This is a genomic window from Endozoicomonas sp. (genome assembly GCF_051008435.1).
Lineage (GTDB): Bacteria > Pseudomonadota > Gammaproteobacteria > Pseudomonadales > Endozoicomonadaceae > Endozoicomonas_A.
Window position 1 is genome coordinate 24,606 of the sequence record NZ_JBPCXO010000344.1, and the last position, 17,531, is coordinate 42,136.

A 17,531-nucleotide genomic window follows, 5' to 3' on the forward strand; every position below is an offset into this window, starting at 1 on the left:
TCAATGAAGAGCTCAATGAAGAGTTCAATGAAGAGTTCAATGAAGAGTTCAATGAAGAGTTCAATGAAGAGTTCAATGAAGAGTTCAATGAAGAGTTCAATGAAGAGCCAGATGAAGTATCAACAAGGAAGTGTTCTATTAGTCAGTCTGGTGCTGCTGTTGATTCTCACAGTGGCAGGCATTACTTCGATCAGAATGACCAGCCTGGAAGAGAAAATGACAGGTAACTTCCGAAATGAACAGTTGGCTTTTCACTCTGCAGAAGTAGCGGTTCTGGAAGCAGAAAGTCATGTTGCGAATACTGTTTTTTCTCTTTCAAACTTTGACTCAGGCTGTACTAATGGACTGTGCTTCAGCGGCACCAACAGCACAGACGTAGGAACTTGCATAAACGGCACTGCCAAGCCCTGGGAAGATGAGTCTGTCTGGACTACTTCTTCAAAACATCGAACCACGGTCATCAATCTGGCAGGCATTTCTGCACAGGCCAAATACATTGTTGAGTTCCGCTGCTATCTCCCCAAGGAAAGTGATGGTCCTATTCCTGATCCAGCCAGTTTCACTGACTGGGCCCAGTTTTATCGAATTACTGTTCTGGCCACCGGTGGCTCTACAGATGCCAGGGTGATGCTGCAAACCACTTATAAAAAGAATGACTAGAAGATCGTTGTCGTTTAAGCAGCCTTGAGCTAAGTAAGGAGTGCTGTCATGAAGATAATACAATCCCTGATAAACAGCTTGTTAATATGGGTGACTTGGTCATCCGTTGCATCAGCTGATCCTTCTTCCAATCTCTATTCTTCTGTTCCACCTTTATTAAGTCGAAGTTCAGAGCCTTTGGTGATGTTGGTCATGTCGGTTGATCATGAGCTGTTTAAAAAAGCTTATCCGGATTATTCCGATCTGGATGGTGATGGCCAGCTGGATGTGACCTATAAAGACAGCTTTAAGTACCTGGGTTACTTCGACAGTCAGTGGTGCTACTCCTACAGCTCTTCTAATGGTCGCTATTCACCCGTGTCACAAGCCACAGGAACAAATAACCACTTTTGTGAAACGTCGGCGGCGCAGTGGAGTGGCAACTTTTTGAATTGGGCCACTATGAGCCGGATAGATATCCTCAGAAGAGTGTTATTTGGTGGTAAACGCTCTTCAGATACCTCTTCGCTGACCGTTCTGGAAAGAGCCTATTTACCCAGAGATATTCACGCTTTTGTCAAAGTCTACAGTGGCAGTGATCTATCCAGTCTGACACCTTACAGTGGCTCAGTGAGCCTTTGTAATCTGGCAACCAGCGAAAATGGCGACCCTAAGATTCGTGTAGCCAGTGGTCAATGGCCCCGCTGGGCGTCAACTGAAGTTATCCAGTGCCAGTGGGGAGCTTCTAACAGTCCCTCCAGCAGTTATCTGTTAACAGAAAATACGGTTAGAGTAGAGTCCTGTGTTTCCGGCAAGGATGCATCAACCTCTGATCGTTGCAGACAATATCCCAATAATCAGGCAAAGCCCGTAGGCATACTGCAGCGCTATGGTGAAGACGGTAGTATTCGTTTTGGTCTGATCAGTGGCAGCTATGACAAAAATATTTCGGGTGGTTTGCTGCGCAGGAACATTTCTAAAATTGGCGGTAACGAGTCGTCTTCTGATGATGAACTGAATGCTTCAACCGGTATTTTTAACAGTTCTGTCAACGGTATTATCCAGCACATTAACAGTTTCAGAATTGCCAAATACAGCTACAGTCAGAATCAATATACCGATTGCAGTACTTATGGTATCTCGATCGATACGTTCAAATCAGGACGCTCAACTTATTCCAATCGACATTGCAGTAACTGGGGGAATCCTCTTGCTGAAATGTATCTTGAGGCCCTGAGGTATTTTGCTGGACAGTCATCATCCACCAGTGATTTTAATACCAACTCAGATGATCAGTTCGTCTCAGGTCTTTCCACTGAGTCCTGGATTTCTCCTGTTACCTCGGCGAATGCCTGCGCCACCTGTTCCATTATCCTGCTGTCCAGTGGACTGAATTCTTTTGATTCTGATGAGCTGGCCAGTAGTTCGGATTTGCCCGGGTTGTCGGGGACTTCCAGTGTCAATAGCAAAACAGATGAGGTGGGTCAGCTGGAGTATAACAACAGTTTTGCAGGTAACTATCTGGTGGGTGGTACCGGTAGCACACGACAATGTACCGCAAAGTATCTCAATGGGTTGTCAGAAGCCAAGGGGTTATGTCCAGAGCTGCCCCAGCTTGAGGGAAGTTATCAGGTTTCCGGGCTGGCCTTCTATGGTAACCAGACCGATTTGAATGGCACTCTTGATGGCTTACAGAAAGTGAAAACCTATTCCATCCAACTTGCAGAGAGTATGCCCAGCTTTACACTGAATGCCGGTGGTAAGAGTGTCACCTTCCAACCTGTCTGTCATACCAGTTCCAACTTTGGTTCAGGAACCAACTTCTCTGGTAGTGGTAGCGACTGTACTCTAACCGACGTAGTAGTCGAAAATATGGTACTGAATTCTGATGGTGACGTAGTAGAAGGCAGTTTGTTGTTTACCTGGGAGGATTCACTCTGGGGCAATGACTTTGACTACGATGCTTCATCCCGTATCAAGTTTTGTGTGGGTGCACAGTGTTCAGCTACTTCAGATTCAACCCTGAGTATGGGTAGTTTTGGCAGTGATCAGGTGCGAATGGCTGTCCAGGTAGACGGTGTTTTTGCAGGGTTAAACTTAAGATTCAGCTATACAATAACGGGTACGTACGACGATGGATTGAGTAATGATTTTGTCTACAAAGGACAAAGCCAGTATGAAGTGAATAATTTCACTGCCAGTGGTAACTCGGCAGGCCTTCTTGAAAAACCTCTTTGGTTTGCTGCTAAATACGGTGGTTTTGTTGATCTCGATGGCGATGGCACTCCCAAGTATGATGAAAATGGTGATGGGGTTTCAGACGATGATCGGGAGTGGGACAGTCGAAATAACACGACCGGTTCCATTGGCTCTGATGGCTTACCTGATAACTACTATTTTGCACGTAACCCCAGTCAACTGGAGGCTCAGTTAGGGCAGGTTCTTCAGGATATTTCCAGCAGGGTTTCTTCTGCCACCAATGCGGCTCTCTTTTCAAACAGTCAGACGGGTACGGGAGTTCTTTACCAGGCTTTATTTCAACCCACTATGGAGTACAACGGTAAGACTATTTCCTGGGGTGGAATGCTCCATGCTCTTTTTGTGGACAGCAAAGGCTTGCTCAGGGAAGACAGTAATGGTAACGATAGGCTTGATGATTATTCTGCAGATAAAATCGTACAGCTCGTCTTTGATCCTAACTCTAACCAGACTCTGCTCCAGCGATACACTACTTCTGATGCAGGAGTCACTCTGACTCCAGATGGTGCTTTGCAGTCTTTGAGTCAGCTGGATGCGATCTGGGATGCCAGGGATCAGTTGTCCGGTCTTTCCAATCTTACCAGTCAGCGCACGTTCAGTGCACTGGCTTCAGGTGGCCGTCATATTCTGACCTGGTTGGATGAAGATAATGATGGGGTTGTTGATATTGGTGAGACTTTGCCACTGACGCCTGATACCTTCAGTGGAACCGAAGGCTATCTCGGCGTTTCAGCTTCTGAGGTAACGAACGTCATTAATTATGTTCGAGGTGAGGAAATTTCCGGAACCCGCCCAAGAGCCATTGATTACGATGAAGACGGAGACGATGATATCTGGCGTCTTGGTGACATTGTTCATTCAACGCCTCAGTTGGTTTCTTCTCCAGGCAGCCGCTTTGATGCCCTCTATTCCGATACCACCTATACCTCTTTTTATAACCAGTATAAAAACCGTCGTCATGTCCTTTATGTTGGAGCTAATGATGGAATGATTCACGCTTTTAATGGTGGATTCTGGGATGAAAGTAACTATGGCTATAACGTCACGGGCGATAGCAACGAAGTCAGTCATCCTCTGGGTTCTGAACTCTGGGCTTATACACCCATGAATCTTCTGCCTCATCTGCAATGGTTGAGGGAGCCGGATTATCCCCATGTTTATTATATGGATGCAGAGCCTGTAACGTTTGAGGCCAATATTTTTGACAGTAATGACAGTGACTATCCGGGAGGTTGGGGAACCATTCTGGTGATGGGGATGCGTTTGGGGGGAGGTAACTATGATGTCACTGTTGGTGGCAACACGAAAACATTGCGTTCAGCTTATGTCGTTCTGGATATTACCAATCCGGAAGAGCCTCCAAAACTTCTGGCTGAGATCACCCATCCGGAACTGGGCTTTACTACTTCCCGTCCGGCTCTGGTGAAGCGCCGTGTGGCGGTCAAGAACAGTCAGGGAGAAGACGACTGGAGTCAAACACCTACCACCAATGAATGGTATCTGGTATTCGGCTCAGGACCCATTGGTACAGGGGAATCTGGAACTCGTACCGCACTGGATGATGGGTCGAGTAATCAGAACCTGAAACTCTTTGTTTATGATTTGAAAGATAATGACTTTGTTTCTGGTATGGCACCTGTGGATTCTGGTATTTCAATGGCTTATGGGGGCAGCATTACAGCGGTAGACTGGGATCGGGATTATAACGACGATGCGGTTTATCTGGGAGCTATTGAAACCGGAGCCTCTAACCTGGATGGCAAACTATTGAGGTTACGTCTGCAGGAGACCTTGACCCATTCAACATTGGCGACTCTTCTCGATACAGGTAAGCCTGTTTCAGCCGCTCCCATTGCCGTGTCAGATAAAAATCATCATTGGCTGTATGTGGGGAGTGGTAGACTACTGACGTACGATGATAACCGCACAGTCCAGACACAGTCTTTTTATGGTTTCAAAGAACCGCAGAGCAGCAGTGGTGATCTGACTTATGGCTCAGTCCTTTTATCAGGTCTGGTGAACACTACAGATGTGCAGGTTAATACCAACGGATCCATCAATAAAAAAACCAGTAATGGTAATGTGGCGTTTACAGTGGATTCCTCAACCGTCAGCAGTTTTACCGCGCTTCAGTCAGTCATTGCAGCTAAAAGTGGCTGGATGCTCGACTTGAATGGTGATGGAGTTATCCCTGCAGGCCGGGCGATTACTTCTGCTTCCCGATTGTTCTCACTGATTCTGTTTACTGAATACACACCATCAGCAGATAGCTGTCGAGTCGATGGCTCCAGTGCTCTGATCGGATTGCATTACCAAACAGGTACAGCATCACCGGACGCTGTTCTCGGTGAACAGGATCTGGGAGAGCAGGTCAGTTATGACCTTTCCATTAAAAGGGTCAATCTGGGTCTGGGGTATGCGTCGTCTCCCGTTATTCATCAGGGAGCCGGAGGTAATCGTACGGCAGTGACCCAAGGAGCGGGAGGCAGTATCAGCAGTCATGAACTGAATTATCGCTTTCAAACATCCGGCAGAATGTCCTGGCGACAAATCTTTGGCATTCCCTGGGGAAGCCATTAATTTCAAGAGTCACGTCAATTCTTTGTAGATATCTTTTCAGGCAGCATCCGGCTCACGCCCGGATTGGCCGCCTGTCACTCGTTGAAACCCCGGTATTAAGTCTGTTCCTAAAGTTGAAGTGTCATTCTGTGCAGGAATCAGGTTGTGTCCAGGTGTAGCTTCAAAATGATCAGGCCCTCGACTATGAAAGGGCTGACCCTGATCGAGATCATGATCACCATCATTCTTGTGGGTATTATTGGTTCAATGACGGTATCCCTGGATACCCTTGTGCAATCTTTTCGAATGGATTTTTACAACCAGCGTGTTTTCAGCAGCACGGTGCTGGCCCGAAGTGAGGCCATTAAGAGAGGAGAGAATGTCAGCATGTGTCGCAGTCAAAATGGCATGAGTTGTGATACCTCTGATAGTAACTGGAAAGCAGGCTGGCTGGTTTTCGTTAATCCCAACAATAACAACTCCGTTGATCCAGGTGAAGACGTTATCCGGGTATACGGCGTGATTGACAGGGAAGTCACCATCAATCTTGACGCAGGAGATACGGTGACATTTATACCCAGAGGCAGTCCGGCTGTGGTGCGAACCATCAGGCTCTGTCCTACGGGTGGCTTAGGTACTCCAATAAGAGAGGTTTCGGTGACACCGACCGGACAAATTCGAAAAGCTTCTTCGACAGGTGATTGCTGATGGAAGTTCAGGAAAAGGTAATCAGAAAGACAGGTTGGGGCAGAGCGGCCGGTTTTGGCCTGATAGAAGTACTGGTCAGTGTGTTGATTTTTCTGGTGGGCATACTCGGTATGGCAGGTATGCAAGCACAAGCAGTTAGAGCGACTCAAGACAGTCTGCAGAGATCCCAGGCCACCTGGCTGGCCAATGAAATGTCTGAGCGTATCAAAGTCAATGTTGCAGGGTTGGATTCTGGCCTTTATCAGAGCACGGCCCAAACCGCCAGTAACAATGTTTCCTCTTATTGTGCCGGAACTGTCCCCAGACAGTGTATTGCCAATGCCTGTACAGCTGATGAAATGGCAGCTTTTGATGTTCATGATCTTATGTGTCGCAATGCCAGAGTCTCGGACCAGCAGCTGGCCATCAGTTGTTCGGCAACCCCCTGTAATTCTGGTGAAACGGTGTCGATAACTCTCTTATGGGAAGCCAGAGGCGGAATAGGTAGTCTGTCTTTGGCTCAGAAGTCACTGACTTTGACTTACCGACGCCAATGATCAAGAAATCCATTTCCCGACAGCAGGGATTGTCGCTGATTGAGCTGATGCTGGCCCTGGTGATTGGGCTACTGATCAGCAGCACCTTCCTGCAGCTTATGCTGAACAGCAGTCGCTCCACATACTTTCATGAAGATCTGGCCCTGGCCCAGGAAAACGGTCGACATACAATGTATTTATTGAGTCGGGCCATGAGGCTGGCGGGCTACAGCAATGAAGTGAACAGTCTGGTACTACCATTTTTTACTGGAGGTTGTGGCAGTGCAGCACAATGTACGTTTGATGGCGGTGGTACCGACAGTGATCAGGTCGCAGTCCAGTTTCTGCCTCAAAATGGTGAAGACTGTGCCGGTAATTCTGTTCCTGCAGGAGAACTGACGGCCGATGTCTATTATGTGGCACCTGATCCGGCAAATGACAACATCGACACTCTGTTCTGTCGAGGCTACAACCCGGCCAACTCCACGGCAAGGGGAGTAGCCAGAGCAGTGATCATCGGTATTGAACGACTTCAGGTCGTCTACGGAGTCACTAATAACGATACCGGGAATGTGCATCAATATCTGGCTGCCAGTGCGGTGACTGACTGGCAGGATGTCAGAAGTGTCAGGGTAGGGGTTCTGGTGAATTCCGGTCAGCAGGTTCGCTCATTTGATCAGCGAACAAGAACCTATAACCTGCTGGAGAGTGGCACTCTGACTCTGAACGATGCGCGCCCCCGATATGTCTTTACCACGGCCTCCAAACTTAACAATACCGGGTTCTAGTATGGGACACATTCAGAAAACCAGGCAGCAGGGTGCGATCATGTTAATGACCATGATCATCATGCTGGTGATGTTATTTTCGGGGTTGTTTGTCATGGAAATGGCCATTGTTGAGGAGATGGCTGTTAGTAATGAGCAGAGAAGGTTGCAGGTCTATCAGGTGGCCTACAGTGAGCTGGATGCACAGTATGAATCTCTGATAGCCAACTCCAGTGTTTTGCTGGATGCCACAGCAGCAGACGTCAACCTGACCATTTTTCAAAACCCAACGGGTTGTTCTGATCCCACTCAAGTCTGCCAGACTGCCACTCTGCGATACATTGGTGAAGCCCCGCCTCCTCCCGGCTACAGCCTGGGAAAATTCATTGGTCTGATGTTTGAAATTGATAGTGTTGCAACACTGGGTACGACAGGCGCACGATCCAGTCAAACCCTGGGATTTACCTACGTTACCTCTCTCTGAGTCAATCTGAAGGCTGTTCTGCCGATGGAAGCAGCCATGAGCAAAGAAAAATACAAAAACGCCAGACGCAGGTTTCGCCTCTTGAAGCATCCTATGTCTCTTGTCGTTGTCCTCTGTATGCTGTGCTTTGCAGAGGTTCAGTCTGATGATACTGACCTTCTGGGCAGTGGTCAGGTGCACGCCCTGGGATTTGCTGCTCCAGGCTCGGTTAGTGATGCGGCGAACCGCCTGCAAAGCTCAGACGAAATCTATTACATTCTTCTTCGATCTGATAATGGTCCCAGTTGGCGCGGGAATCTGAAGCGTTACCGATTGGGAACGGATAACAAGGTTTATGATGACAATGACAGCCTGGCGATTGATTCCTCCACCGGATTTTTCACCAGTGGTTCCAGAAGCTTTTGGGGCAGTACCAATGATGGAAATAGTGCTACCTCGGGAGGCATGGCTGCTCATCTGAGTCAAGACAGGCTCGTGGTTTCCAATATCACGGGTGATAGCAATGTCACCCTTAATACTTCCGGCAATCATGTCAGTGAAAGCAATTCGGGTATTACCACTGAGATTCTGGCTTTGGCCGGAAGTGCAGCAGCTACAAACCGTACCAATGTTCTCAGATGGGCCAGAGGGGTCGATGTTGATGATGAAGACAGCGACGGGTCTTCCTCAGATAATCGGACCAGTATTGGTGATCCCCTTCATACTCAGCCTAAAGTCATCACTTATTTCAAGAACAGTACTGGATCTGTTGTGGATCGAACGGTGTATTTCACAACCAATGATGGTTTTGCGCATGGTGTGAATACCGATAATGGCAGCACAGAGTTTTCGTTCATTCCCAAAGAACTGTTGGTTAACCTGAAAATCTACAAGGACAATCTGGCTGAAGGCGCAGACTACGATACCGGTCCATCCTCCAATGGGGGGTGTGTCTGGAACTACAAAATCCCAGGTAAATGTATTCCTGACGTCTGGTGCAGTTACCAGTATCGCCTGTTTGATATTCACCTTTCGGAAAGTTGTCGTTTGATAGCCCCCGGGTCCGATGGTGACTGTAACTGGGATTATGGAGCAGCCCGCTGTCAGAATGGAGAGTTCTGCGAGTATCGCTATCGATTTGGAGATACCAACCTGGATCAGAGTTGCAGGGTCAGGAGTAGTCCACAGCTTCCCCCTCCTACCGTGGACAGCTTGCCAGTCAAGGTTTACGGCATGGATGGTCCAATGATGGTTTGGATCAACGATGCTAACGGAGACGGCGATATTCTACAGGCTAATAATGGTCCCCCCGACTCCGGTGAGCATGCTTATCTTTATCTCTCCATGAGGCGCGGTGGCAGTAATATTTATGCTCTGGATGTTACCCGTAGAAACAGCCCTGTACTGAAATGGGTTATCCGGGGTGATAAAGATAAAAACCGTCAGGCGGATAGCACTTCCCTTAATCCTGATTTTCCGGAACTGGGTCAGACCTGGTCAGCCCCTGTTCTGGCGAAGGTTCGCTTTAACGGCTCTGAGAGACAGGTTTTGTTTTTTGGCGGTGGCTACGATCAGGATGCAGATGAACAAACGACTATAGGCAACAATGACATCGGTCGTGCTATCTACATGGTGGACGCCAGTACAGGCCAGAAGCTCTGGTCAGCAGGCATCAGTGGTACCAACCTGAATCTGTCGAATATGAATTACAGTATTCCGGCTGACCTGGCGGTCATCGATATCGACAGGAATGGGTTGACGGACTACTTTTTTGCTGCCGATATTGGTGGGCAGGTCTGGCGATTTGATGTCAACCAGAGTAATAGCGGGGCAGGGAATTTTGCTACCGGAGGGCGTATCGCCAAGTTCTCTGGCAGTTCTCAGGCGGATGCCCGACGATTTTATGAAGGACCGGATGTTTCACTTTCCAGATCGGTTGAGCACCTGAATATCGTGGTTGGCAGTGGGTTCAGGGCAAAGCCATTAGGCACTCAGGTAAATGATCGGCTTTACGTATTCAGAGATCCAAATATCTATAATGCCCCTTCCAGCTACAACTACAGTGGCAGCTCCATCATCAATGAATCGGCACTTTACGATGCCACCGCGAATCTGGTTCAGCAGGGCAATGCAAGCCAGAGAGCGACTGCACTGAGTTCTCTTGGCAGTCAGAAAGGCTGGTATATCCGCTTTGAGACTTCTGGGGAAAAGTTACTGGGCAGACCCGTCGTGTTCAACAATGTTCTGACGTTCACCACCTATGCTCCCGGTGGCGGTGGCTCTAACTTTCTGTATGTTTTGAATATTGATAATGGCAGTGCAGTGCTTGATCTTGATGGTGACAGTTCTGTGGTTAAGGGGGATCGTAAGCGACAACTGCAGTACAGCACGTTATCTCCAGCACCTGCCATTCTTAACCGGAACAGTGAGGGCGCGGATATCTGTGTGGGAGGGGAGTGTTTTCAGGATATTCTCCGGGAAGCGGGTTCGATACCTTTTCACAAAACCTTCTGGAGGGAAAACCAGTGAGTAAGGTAAAAGGATTTACACTGCTTGAGATTATTATTGTGGTGGCCATTATTGGTATTCTTGCTGCCATCACTGTTCCAGCGTACAACGAATATGTCATGCAATCCCGACGCAGTGAAGGTATATCGGCTCTATTAACAATTATGCAGCAGCAGGAACGATATTTTACCGAGCAGCTGAGTTATACCGATGATCTCTCAGAATTGGGTTATACCCTGAATGGCTCTAATGAAGTCGTTTCCGAGAATGACCACTATCTGATCAGTGCGGCGTCGTGTGCTTCTTTGACGATTACCCAATGTGTCGTGTTGACTGCTGTGCCCCAAGGGGTTCAGGCATCAGATGGTGATTTGACACTGAACAGTCGAGGAACCAGAACGCCCCTGGATGCCTGGAAATAATTTTGAATAGAGCTTATTCACCAGCAATCTGTTGATGCTGCCGCGATACTGTTAAAACTGGCTTTAGCTCCCAAGTGATTCAACGTCATGGTGCGGCAGTCAGTATCCTGAAACTGGGTGCTACTGCTGATGGCAGTTGCGGTCAGTGTGTAGGTGGTGTCTGTAGCAATCACTGCGATCGTATAATGCCCGTCCGGAGAAGTTGCCCCGCCAAGGTTATTGATATCAGTGGTATAGGCATTGTCGTAGGTGTAAAACTTCTCCTGCTCAGCAGCTGCTGTAGTCAGCGCCACATGAGCATCTGTCCTGCGGCTTTCAAAGACATATTGTTGGTAGGAGGGGATGGCAACAGCCACAATAATGCCGATGATCGCGACGACAATCATCAGTTCGATTAAACTGAATCCATTGTTCTTGATAAACGCCTGCTGGTTGTCCATAACTCAGCTCCTTCGCACTGTTTTCTTCGCTCACGGCTGTTTTCTTCGCTCACGGCTGTTTTCACTATAGCGTGCTTATCTGGGGATATTAAATATCTGTCGCCAGGATTGTCGGCCATCATCCGTCAGAGTGTATTCCAGGTCGGTGCTGGAAATATTACCGGCTCCTCCCTGAATGATAATACTGGTCTTGCCATCACTGCCCTGATGGATCACCGGTGCCGGTGCCAGACCCGCTCCCAGACTGATTTTTTTATTCGATACTGTGTCGTCCGTAAATCCATCCGGAGTCAGCACGGCCTGAATGCTGGCGGGTATCGCAGTGCCAGTTTGATAGTGCAGAGCATTCAGAAAGCTGGTGCCATCCACCAGACATTGATCTGCCGGTGGCTGGTATTCGGTAAATAGCAACAGGGCAAAAGCATTAGCCGGAGAGCTGACACTTTTGCCACCGGGGTCCAAACCATCGTAGATCAAACGGTTTTTCCAACCGGCTTCGGGGGTCAGGGCACTGCGCAGGGACTCAAAATTATTGACTGTTGAGCTACCCACAGAGAAACCCGAAACCAGATCTCCATCAGCTTCCACCTGAATGTCGGTGGTATCCACCAGGCCACTGAAAGGCACGGTGCCGAAAGAGAACACGCCATTGAGTGTGGGTTCTTTCACACCAAAGAAATATTCCTGTTGGATGTTGCGACTGTCTGTCTGGGTCAGTTCCCGACCGGTACCGACAAAGACCCAGCGTTCGTTGTCACTGTTGGTCACCGCCGTGGGGCGAGCGGTAATGGGTCTCTGTGGACGAGTGAGTGTTCCCAGTGTCCAGTTGGAGGCCAGAGGATCTTCCAGGTTAATCCTTAACAGCTCGCCACTGAGATTGCCCGTGGTTTCCACACTGCCAAAATAGATGGCATCGTCATAATAATCCTGATTCCAGTCGACGGTTGCCATGTTACCGGCATAAGCCGTGGCTATCCCACTGTCCATGGGGTCAAAGGCACTGAGAAAGTTTTTGTTCTGCAGGTCATAGACAAAGACTTTCATGTTCTGGTCACTGGTGGCATCGTCCAGGGCTTGTCGTATACCGCTGAGGCCGGTGCCAGTGGGGCCTGAGCCAAAGGCCAGATACCAGTTGTTTTCTGTAGGGAAATTAAAGTCACCGGATGCATTGGGCTGACGGCGTTGTATCACAACCGGTCGATTGGTGGTGAAGCCCAGTTCAGGGTGGGTGATTTCTGCCATTAATTTGGGAGGCTTTTCCGGATTAGTGATATCCAGCATGACGTAGGCCGAACGCATCGTCCGGGTTGCACTGTTGACTGAAACATCAATCGGCCCTCCTCCAAGCCGCATGCCCATGACCAGCACTGTCCCCCAACCTTTTGGGTGATCGGTATCCGGGGTGAAAATGTTGGCATCAAAAATCAGGGGTTCACCGTCCATGTAATAAACATGGGGATAGTCGGGTTCGGATAACCAGCGAAGGTGAGGCAGTAAATTCATTGGTGTGTACGCCCAGAGTTCTCCGCCCAGAGGGTGTTGAGACTCTGCTGCACTGTTCAGATCAAAACGCTGGTTGCTGTCGTTCCAGAAACCGGCATTGAAGGCGTGAATCATGCCGTCATTGGCACCGACATACACCACCTGACGACGGTTTTCGTAGTGATTCTGAAACTCGATAAAGGTGGTGTCGTTACTGTTAAACGGTTTGCTGTCGGAGTAATAACCTTCAGGCTTGGAAACAGCAATGGGATTGGAGTGAATGATGTCACCCAGCCGCCAGACTTCAAGATCACCGTCATTATCAAAATCCACCGAACGGGAGCGATAGCCTGTTTGATCATCACCTCGAATGTACTTCACCAGCTTATCCGACTCTGAAACATTGACACCCAGATAATCACTGTTGGTGCCGGAGAAAGTAGCTGAGACAAAAGACTGTTCTTCGCCGGTATCGACACGGCCATTATTATTGGCGTCGAGCCAGGTCAGAATATGTCGGCCGGTATTGGACAGAGCCGTATAGTTTCTTTGACTGGTAATATTACTGACTTCCATCAAGCGTTCCCGGGCATCCCATACAGGCTCCAGTTCGGTCAGGTCGACTGTGCTGCCATCGGGGGTCAATGTGACGCCGTCGTCTGAAGAGGTATAGCGCTGAATAACGGTAGAGTTACTGGTAGGGTCAAAAAACAGTGTCACAATCCGGTCGGTAGTGTAGTCATCCAGTGTCCGGTTGGCATTGGTGTCCTCCCGGAAGTGACCTTTAGCGTCCACAAACAAACTGTGAACCAGGCCGACCCAACTGATCTCAATGTCATTGACCGTCACTTTGGGGCGGAACAGCCCCTGAATGGCTGAGCCCACACCACTGGCACTGTTGGATACCAGGGCTGCGCTGGTGCCAGAGGAAATACGGCTGGCTATGTCTCTAAAAACCAGCTCCAGTTGGGTGCGTAATAGAGAGGGGTTATTAGCCAGGAAAAAATTGTCAGGAATATTGTCGGTTCCCAGCGCGCCGGTGGCATTATTTCTGATATCCCATTCTCTGGAGTCATTGTCAGGTACACCATCACCATTGGCGTCATGATTGGGAGTGCCGTCATTATCCAGATCATTAAAGCCACCGTACTTCGCTGCCAGTTCCAGAGGGTTTGGTAAAACACCAGAAGTCATTCCTGTCACTTCATAAGTATGGGCTATGGGCGTGCCTTGACCCTGAGCATTTCCTCCATCAGGACCCGAAGCGAAGGGAGTGGCTAAACCGTCATTATTTGTGCCGAATATGCTGAAAGAGAATGAAGGGTTTCCTGATGTGAGTTTGCCTTCAAATCGTGAAGTCAGCTTTATCTGGGATGCGCTTAAAGAAGGAGAGCAAGCGTTGGCAGTGCAGTAACTGATACTTGAGCTGGAGTCATAATCATTGTCGCAACCTTCTTGGCAGTCTTCCCAGATAAAAGTAAATGAACCTGTTGAACCATCGACGGCCAGGTTATCCACAACAAGATCTTTAAAGGTGCAATAGGAGCAAAGGGGTTGAAAGTTGAACGTATTACCGTTGACCTTGGAACCCAGGGAAGGAAGATCATCGGCTAGTTGAATGGTGTAGGTTTTGATATTCTGGATGCCATCCAGATTTGTTCTCAGATCTGTCTGTTGAGCATGAAATGCCAGGCCAGCAACCGCATAGCTACCTTTCCGGCGAGGCGCGTCAGGACAAATACCAATGGCGTCTGAAAGTGTGGAGAGTGGTTTAGCAGTGCAGCTGTTGCTATTGCCACCATAAAAATAACTGCCTGAAAAGCTGCCATTGTATTCAATATTACCGACTAGATCGGTCTTGCTTTCAAGGTCGGATACACCGCTCAAACCAGTGACATCTGAACTGCTGCCCAGGTCGTCGAGGTCAAATACATTGGTTCCACTGGAAATGAGGATAATGGCGCAGCTGGCACAGGCATTGGTGGTATCAAGAGGGGTTACCCAGGTTTCGTTGGTCATGCCGCGACCGGCATCAGAAGTACTGAACGCGGGTGAGCCTGCACTGCTTCCGGAAAAGTACCTGACCGCTTCCAGGTATATTTCAGAAATCGGATTGCGCCAGGCTGTCAAACCAATGGCATTGATATTATGAATAATGCCTTGAACACCGGTGTTGAATGTGCCATTGGAAAGATTAATTTCATCATCACTGGCGTTGGTGTTACCAGCAAATTGTCTGATGTTACGCCTTAGTAACCCCCCAGAACTATTCCGTCCATAGCTGCCGGTAATGAGCCCAAAATGAATCCGGTTATCTTCTCCATAGAGCTGGAGCAGGCCAATAGGTTTTGGAACCCCTGTGGGATACTGTTTGCAACGCTGAGTATTACTGGCATCTTTGCCAGACACGCAGGCCTCTACTTGAACGGTGAGAGTGGCTAGTTCATTACTGCTGTCTGGGCTGAAAGACCGGCCCCACTGACACTGAGCACTCTCAGTACTGGCCCAACGGGGAAATTGCCCATTGGCAATTCTCAGAGAAGGAGAGCCTGTCCATACGCTGCAAAAGGATGTCGGTGAATTATAGGGCGTATATTTGTTTATGTCGGAAGCCGAATAGACTTTGGCAAAGGCACCGCTTAGATCGGTAGAGAGAGGTGCCCGACGAAGAACAGTTTGTGAGCTGGTATCGGTTGACCTCTGGCCGCCATAAAGAATCGACCTCAAGATTTCTATTCTAGACATGGCAACCCAATTCATAAAGTTGCCACTCCAGGGAGCTAAAGCATTCTCACAGAAATGACCATTTGTTCCGGTTGCCTGCTGCACTGGCCGGTAGAAGTTGTTGGAGTTGCTGTATTCATAGCACCAGTTATTGTCGAAGTAACCGGTATAATTAAAATCGTCTTTATAAGTCGTGTCGATCAGGTCATCACCATCCAGATCTGTGTAGTCAGAGTAAGCTCTCTGGAACAGTTGCTGATCTACAGGCATGGCCAGCATCACGAGTGGCGGAGAGGTAGTGCTTCCCTGACTTGGGATTGCCGAATAGTCGGTAGAGGCCGCCATAACCTGTTGACAAAACAGCGTAAGTATACAGAGAGCAGGCAGGCTGATCCCTTTCAATCTATTCACAATGTAAATCCTTTTTCTGCTGCTTAGCGTTTATAGGTGGACTGCAACATGACCTGACTATTGAGGTTATCGACTGAAGCGAGCACTGTCACACGATAAAGCCTTGACCAGTCTGAAGGGTTGGCAGGGTTGGGGGTAACACCAAAAAGGGCTCTTGGGATATAGCAAAGAAATTCAACAATATAACGGGCAGAAGTGCCGGAAGGCAGTGTTGTGGCTGCAATGGTTTTGTTGGTATCTGTCCAGAGTGAGGTGTTTTCCCAGGGGCGGGCATTACCGGCCCGGCAGCTGATAATGCTGGTGCTGTCGGTGCCATTGAAACAGAGACCATTACCGCAGTCATTGGCAAACGTTGTAATGTCATTGCAGCTATTTTGGCCTTTGACACAACGTTCCGCTTCCAGCAGAGCGGTTTCTGCAGCAATGAACGCAGCCTGATGAGTTCGATAGCTGGCGGACATTCTCTGCTCAAGGCTTGAGAACTGAACCGCAGTCAGGGCGGCCATCACCATGAGCGTAAGAAAGATCATGGTGTACAGCAGTGCGGTACCCTGTTCATCACGATGCTTTCTGATACGGTTCATGATTATCCCCTGTTTCTCAAGGCCATGGTCATGACATATTCCCTGCGTAAAAAGCGATCGAACTGGGTGACTTCAATACCGTCAAAAAGATAGGTCCTGGGCGGTGCAGCGGGAGCGGGTATGGGTAATACTTCTGACTCACTTCGAGTCAGTAAATGTATTCGTATCGATGTTGTCTGAAGCCAATCGGCATGGCGGAAGCTTCTGTCACCGGCGCTGATATAGCGATTAGCCACCCCATCATTATCGGTATCCAGACCATAGTGAATCCGAACATCTTCAACTCCGTCCACGACAGCCAGCGCGTTGGCATTTCCCGCTTCTTTTCTGAACAGGGTGGGTAGACCGTTGTCCAGTTTTACAAAATATCCGACCGATTCCATCGGTTTCAGGTAGCCAGGGTTAAAAGACAAGGCTCCGGTAGGGGAAGAGCTGTCATAACAGCGAAAGCTGCCCTTGAGTTGAGTCACACAGTTTCTGAAATCTCCCCCGCCGCTGGTGGTATGCGTGACAGTACTGCCACTGATGGAACTCAGTGCTATCAGTGCGACTTGAGAGCAGTCCTGACGTGTGAGAGCGGCAGCGTCGCCTGTTGACAGAGTTGAGCCGATATTGCTGTCCAGTGTCAGGGTGGAGGTGGAGGTATCATGATTGGTAATGGCGAATACATTGTCAGGATCCACCTTGAAGATCAGCAGGCTTTCTGACGTGGCCAGAGCATCCATCTTTGACTGGGTTTCGGAAAGGTTCATACCCTGAAGCGGTTGTTCTGCCGTCAGCCATTCGTTGGTGGCATTGTTTTGAAGCAGGGCGTTTCCAATCAATGCTTCGTGATCACAGCCAGTGTATCCGGCCATTCGGACATCATTGGACATCGAACTCATCGCAATTCGGGCTGCTTCCTGCATTAATCCCAACTGAAAGTTCAATCGATTGGAGTCATTACTGCTTAAAAACACCTGGGTGACAGAGGTAATGATGAATATGCCCAACAGCATGGAAATCATCAGTTCAATCAGGCTGAGTCCATACTGATTAGATCGGCTCATG

Annotated in this window: 12 protein-coding genes; 8 read left to right on the top strand and 4 right to left on the bottom strand. The window is 48.8% G+C overall.

The features are described 5' to 3' along the window. Positions 1 to 111 precede the first annotated feature (111 nt). From ACR2PX_RS17400 to ACR2PX_RS17435, 8 genes are all read left to right on the top strand, one after another. A complete protein-coding gene (locus tag ACR2PX_RS17400) occupies positions 112 to 660 on the top strand; it encodes a pilus assembly PilX family protein (protein WP_434000628.1) in 549 nt (182 codons plus the stop codon). A gap of 48 nt (positions 661 to 708) precedes the next feature. Next, on the top strand, positions 709 to 5,478 hold the full coding sequence (locus ACR2PX_RS17405; protein ID WP_434000629.1) for a pilus assembly protein: 4,770 nt from the start codon (positions 709 to 711) through the stop codon (positions 5,476 to 5,478). A gap of 165 nt (positions 5,479 to 5,643) precedes the next feature. After that, positions 5,644 to 6,165 (top strand): GspH/FimT family pseudopilin, encoded by a 522-nt coding sequence (locus tag ACR2PX_RS17410; RefSeq protein WP_434000630.1) that lies wholly within the window; start codon positions 5,644 to 5,646, stop codon positions 6,163 to 6,165. Then, on the top strand, positions 6,165 to 6,701 hold the full coding sequence (pilV, locus tag ACR2PX_RS17415) for a type IV pilus modification protein PilV (RefSeq protein ID WP_434000631.1): 537 nt from the start codon (positions 6,165 to 6,167) through the stop codon (positions 6,699 to 6,701). Before ACR2PX_RS17410 ends, pilV begins: the two co-directional genes overlap by 1 nt. After that, on the top strand, positions 6,698 to 7,468 hold the full coding sequence (locus ACR2PX_RS17420; protein ID WP_434000632.1) for a PilW family protein: 771 nt from the start codon (positions 6,698 to 6,700) through the stop codon (positions 7,466 to 7,468). Before pilV ends, ACR2PX_RS17420 begins: the two co-directional genes overlap by 4 nt. Position 7,469: 1 nt before the next feature. Next, the gene (locus tag ACR2PX_RS17425; RefSeq protein ID WP_434000633.1) at positions 7,470 to 7,931 is read left to right on the top strand and encodes a hypothetical protein; all 462 of its coding nucleotides are present in this window, start codon (positions 7,470 to 7,472) and stop codon (positions 7,929 to 7,931) included. A gap of 36 nt (positions 7,932 to 7,967) precedes the next feature. Next, the gene (locus ACR2PX_RS17430) at positions 7,968 to 10,439 is read left to right on the top strand and encodes a pilus assembly protein (protein ID WP_434000634.1); all 2,472 of its coding nucleotides are present in this window, start codon (positions 7,968 to 7,970) and stop codon (positions 10,437 to 10,439) included. Continuing rightward, positions 10,436 to 10,840, top strand: a complete 405-nt coding sequence (locus ACR2PX_RS17435) for a type IV pilin protein (protein WP_434000635.1) — start codon at positions 10,436 to 10,438, stop codon at positions 10,838 to 10,840. Before ACR2PX_RS17430 ends, ACR2PX_RS17435 begins: the two co-directional genes overlap by 4 nt. A 17-nt stretch (positions 10,841 to 10,857) precedes the next feature. Here ACR2PX_RS17435 and ACR2PX_RS17440 read toward each other — a convergent pair whose 3' ends face one another. From ACR2PX_RS17440 to ACR2PX_RS17455, 4 genes are all read right to left on the bottom strand, one after another. Then, positions 10,858 to 11,280 (bottom strand): type IV pilin protein, encoded by a 423-nt coding sequence (locus ACR2PX_RS17440; RefSeq protein WP_434000636.1) that lies wholly within the window; start codon positions 11,278 to 11,280, stop codon positions 10,858 to 10,860. Positions 11,281 to 11,355: 75 nt separating this feature from the next. Next, a complete protein-coding gene (locus tag ACR2PX_RS17445) occupies positions 11,356 to 15,897 on the bottom strand; it encodes a pilus assembly protein (RefSeq protein WP_434000637.1) in 4,542 nt (1,513 codons plus the stop codon). Between the two features lie 23 nt (positions 15,898 to 15,920). Next, a complete protein-coding gene (locus tag ACR2PX_RS17450) occupies positions 15,921 to 16,481 on the bottom strand; it encodes a pilus assembly PilX family protein (RefSeq protein ID WP_434000638.1) in 561 nt (186 codons plus the stop codon). Positions 16,482 to 16,483: 2 nt separating this feature from the next. Further along, positions 16,484 to 17,530 (bottom strand): PilW family protein, encoded by a 1,047-nt coding sequence (locus ACR2PX_RS17455; protein WP_434000639.1) that lies wholly within the window; start codon positions 17,528 to 17,530, stop codon positions 16,484 to 16,486. Position 17,531 lies beyond the last annotated feature (1 nt).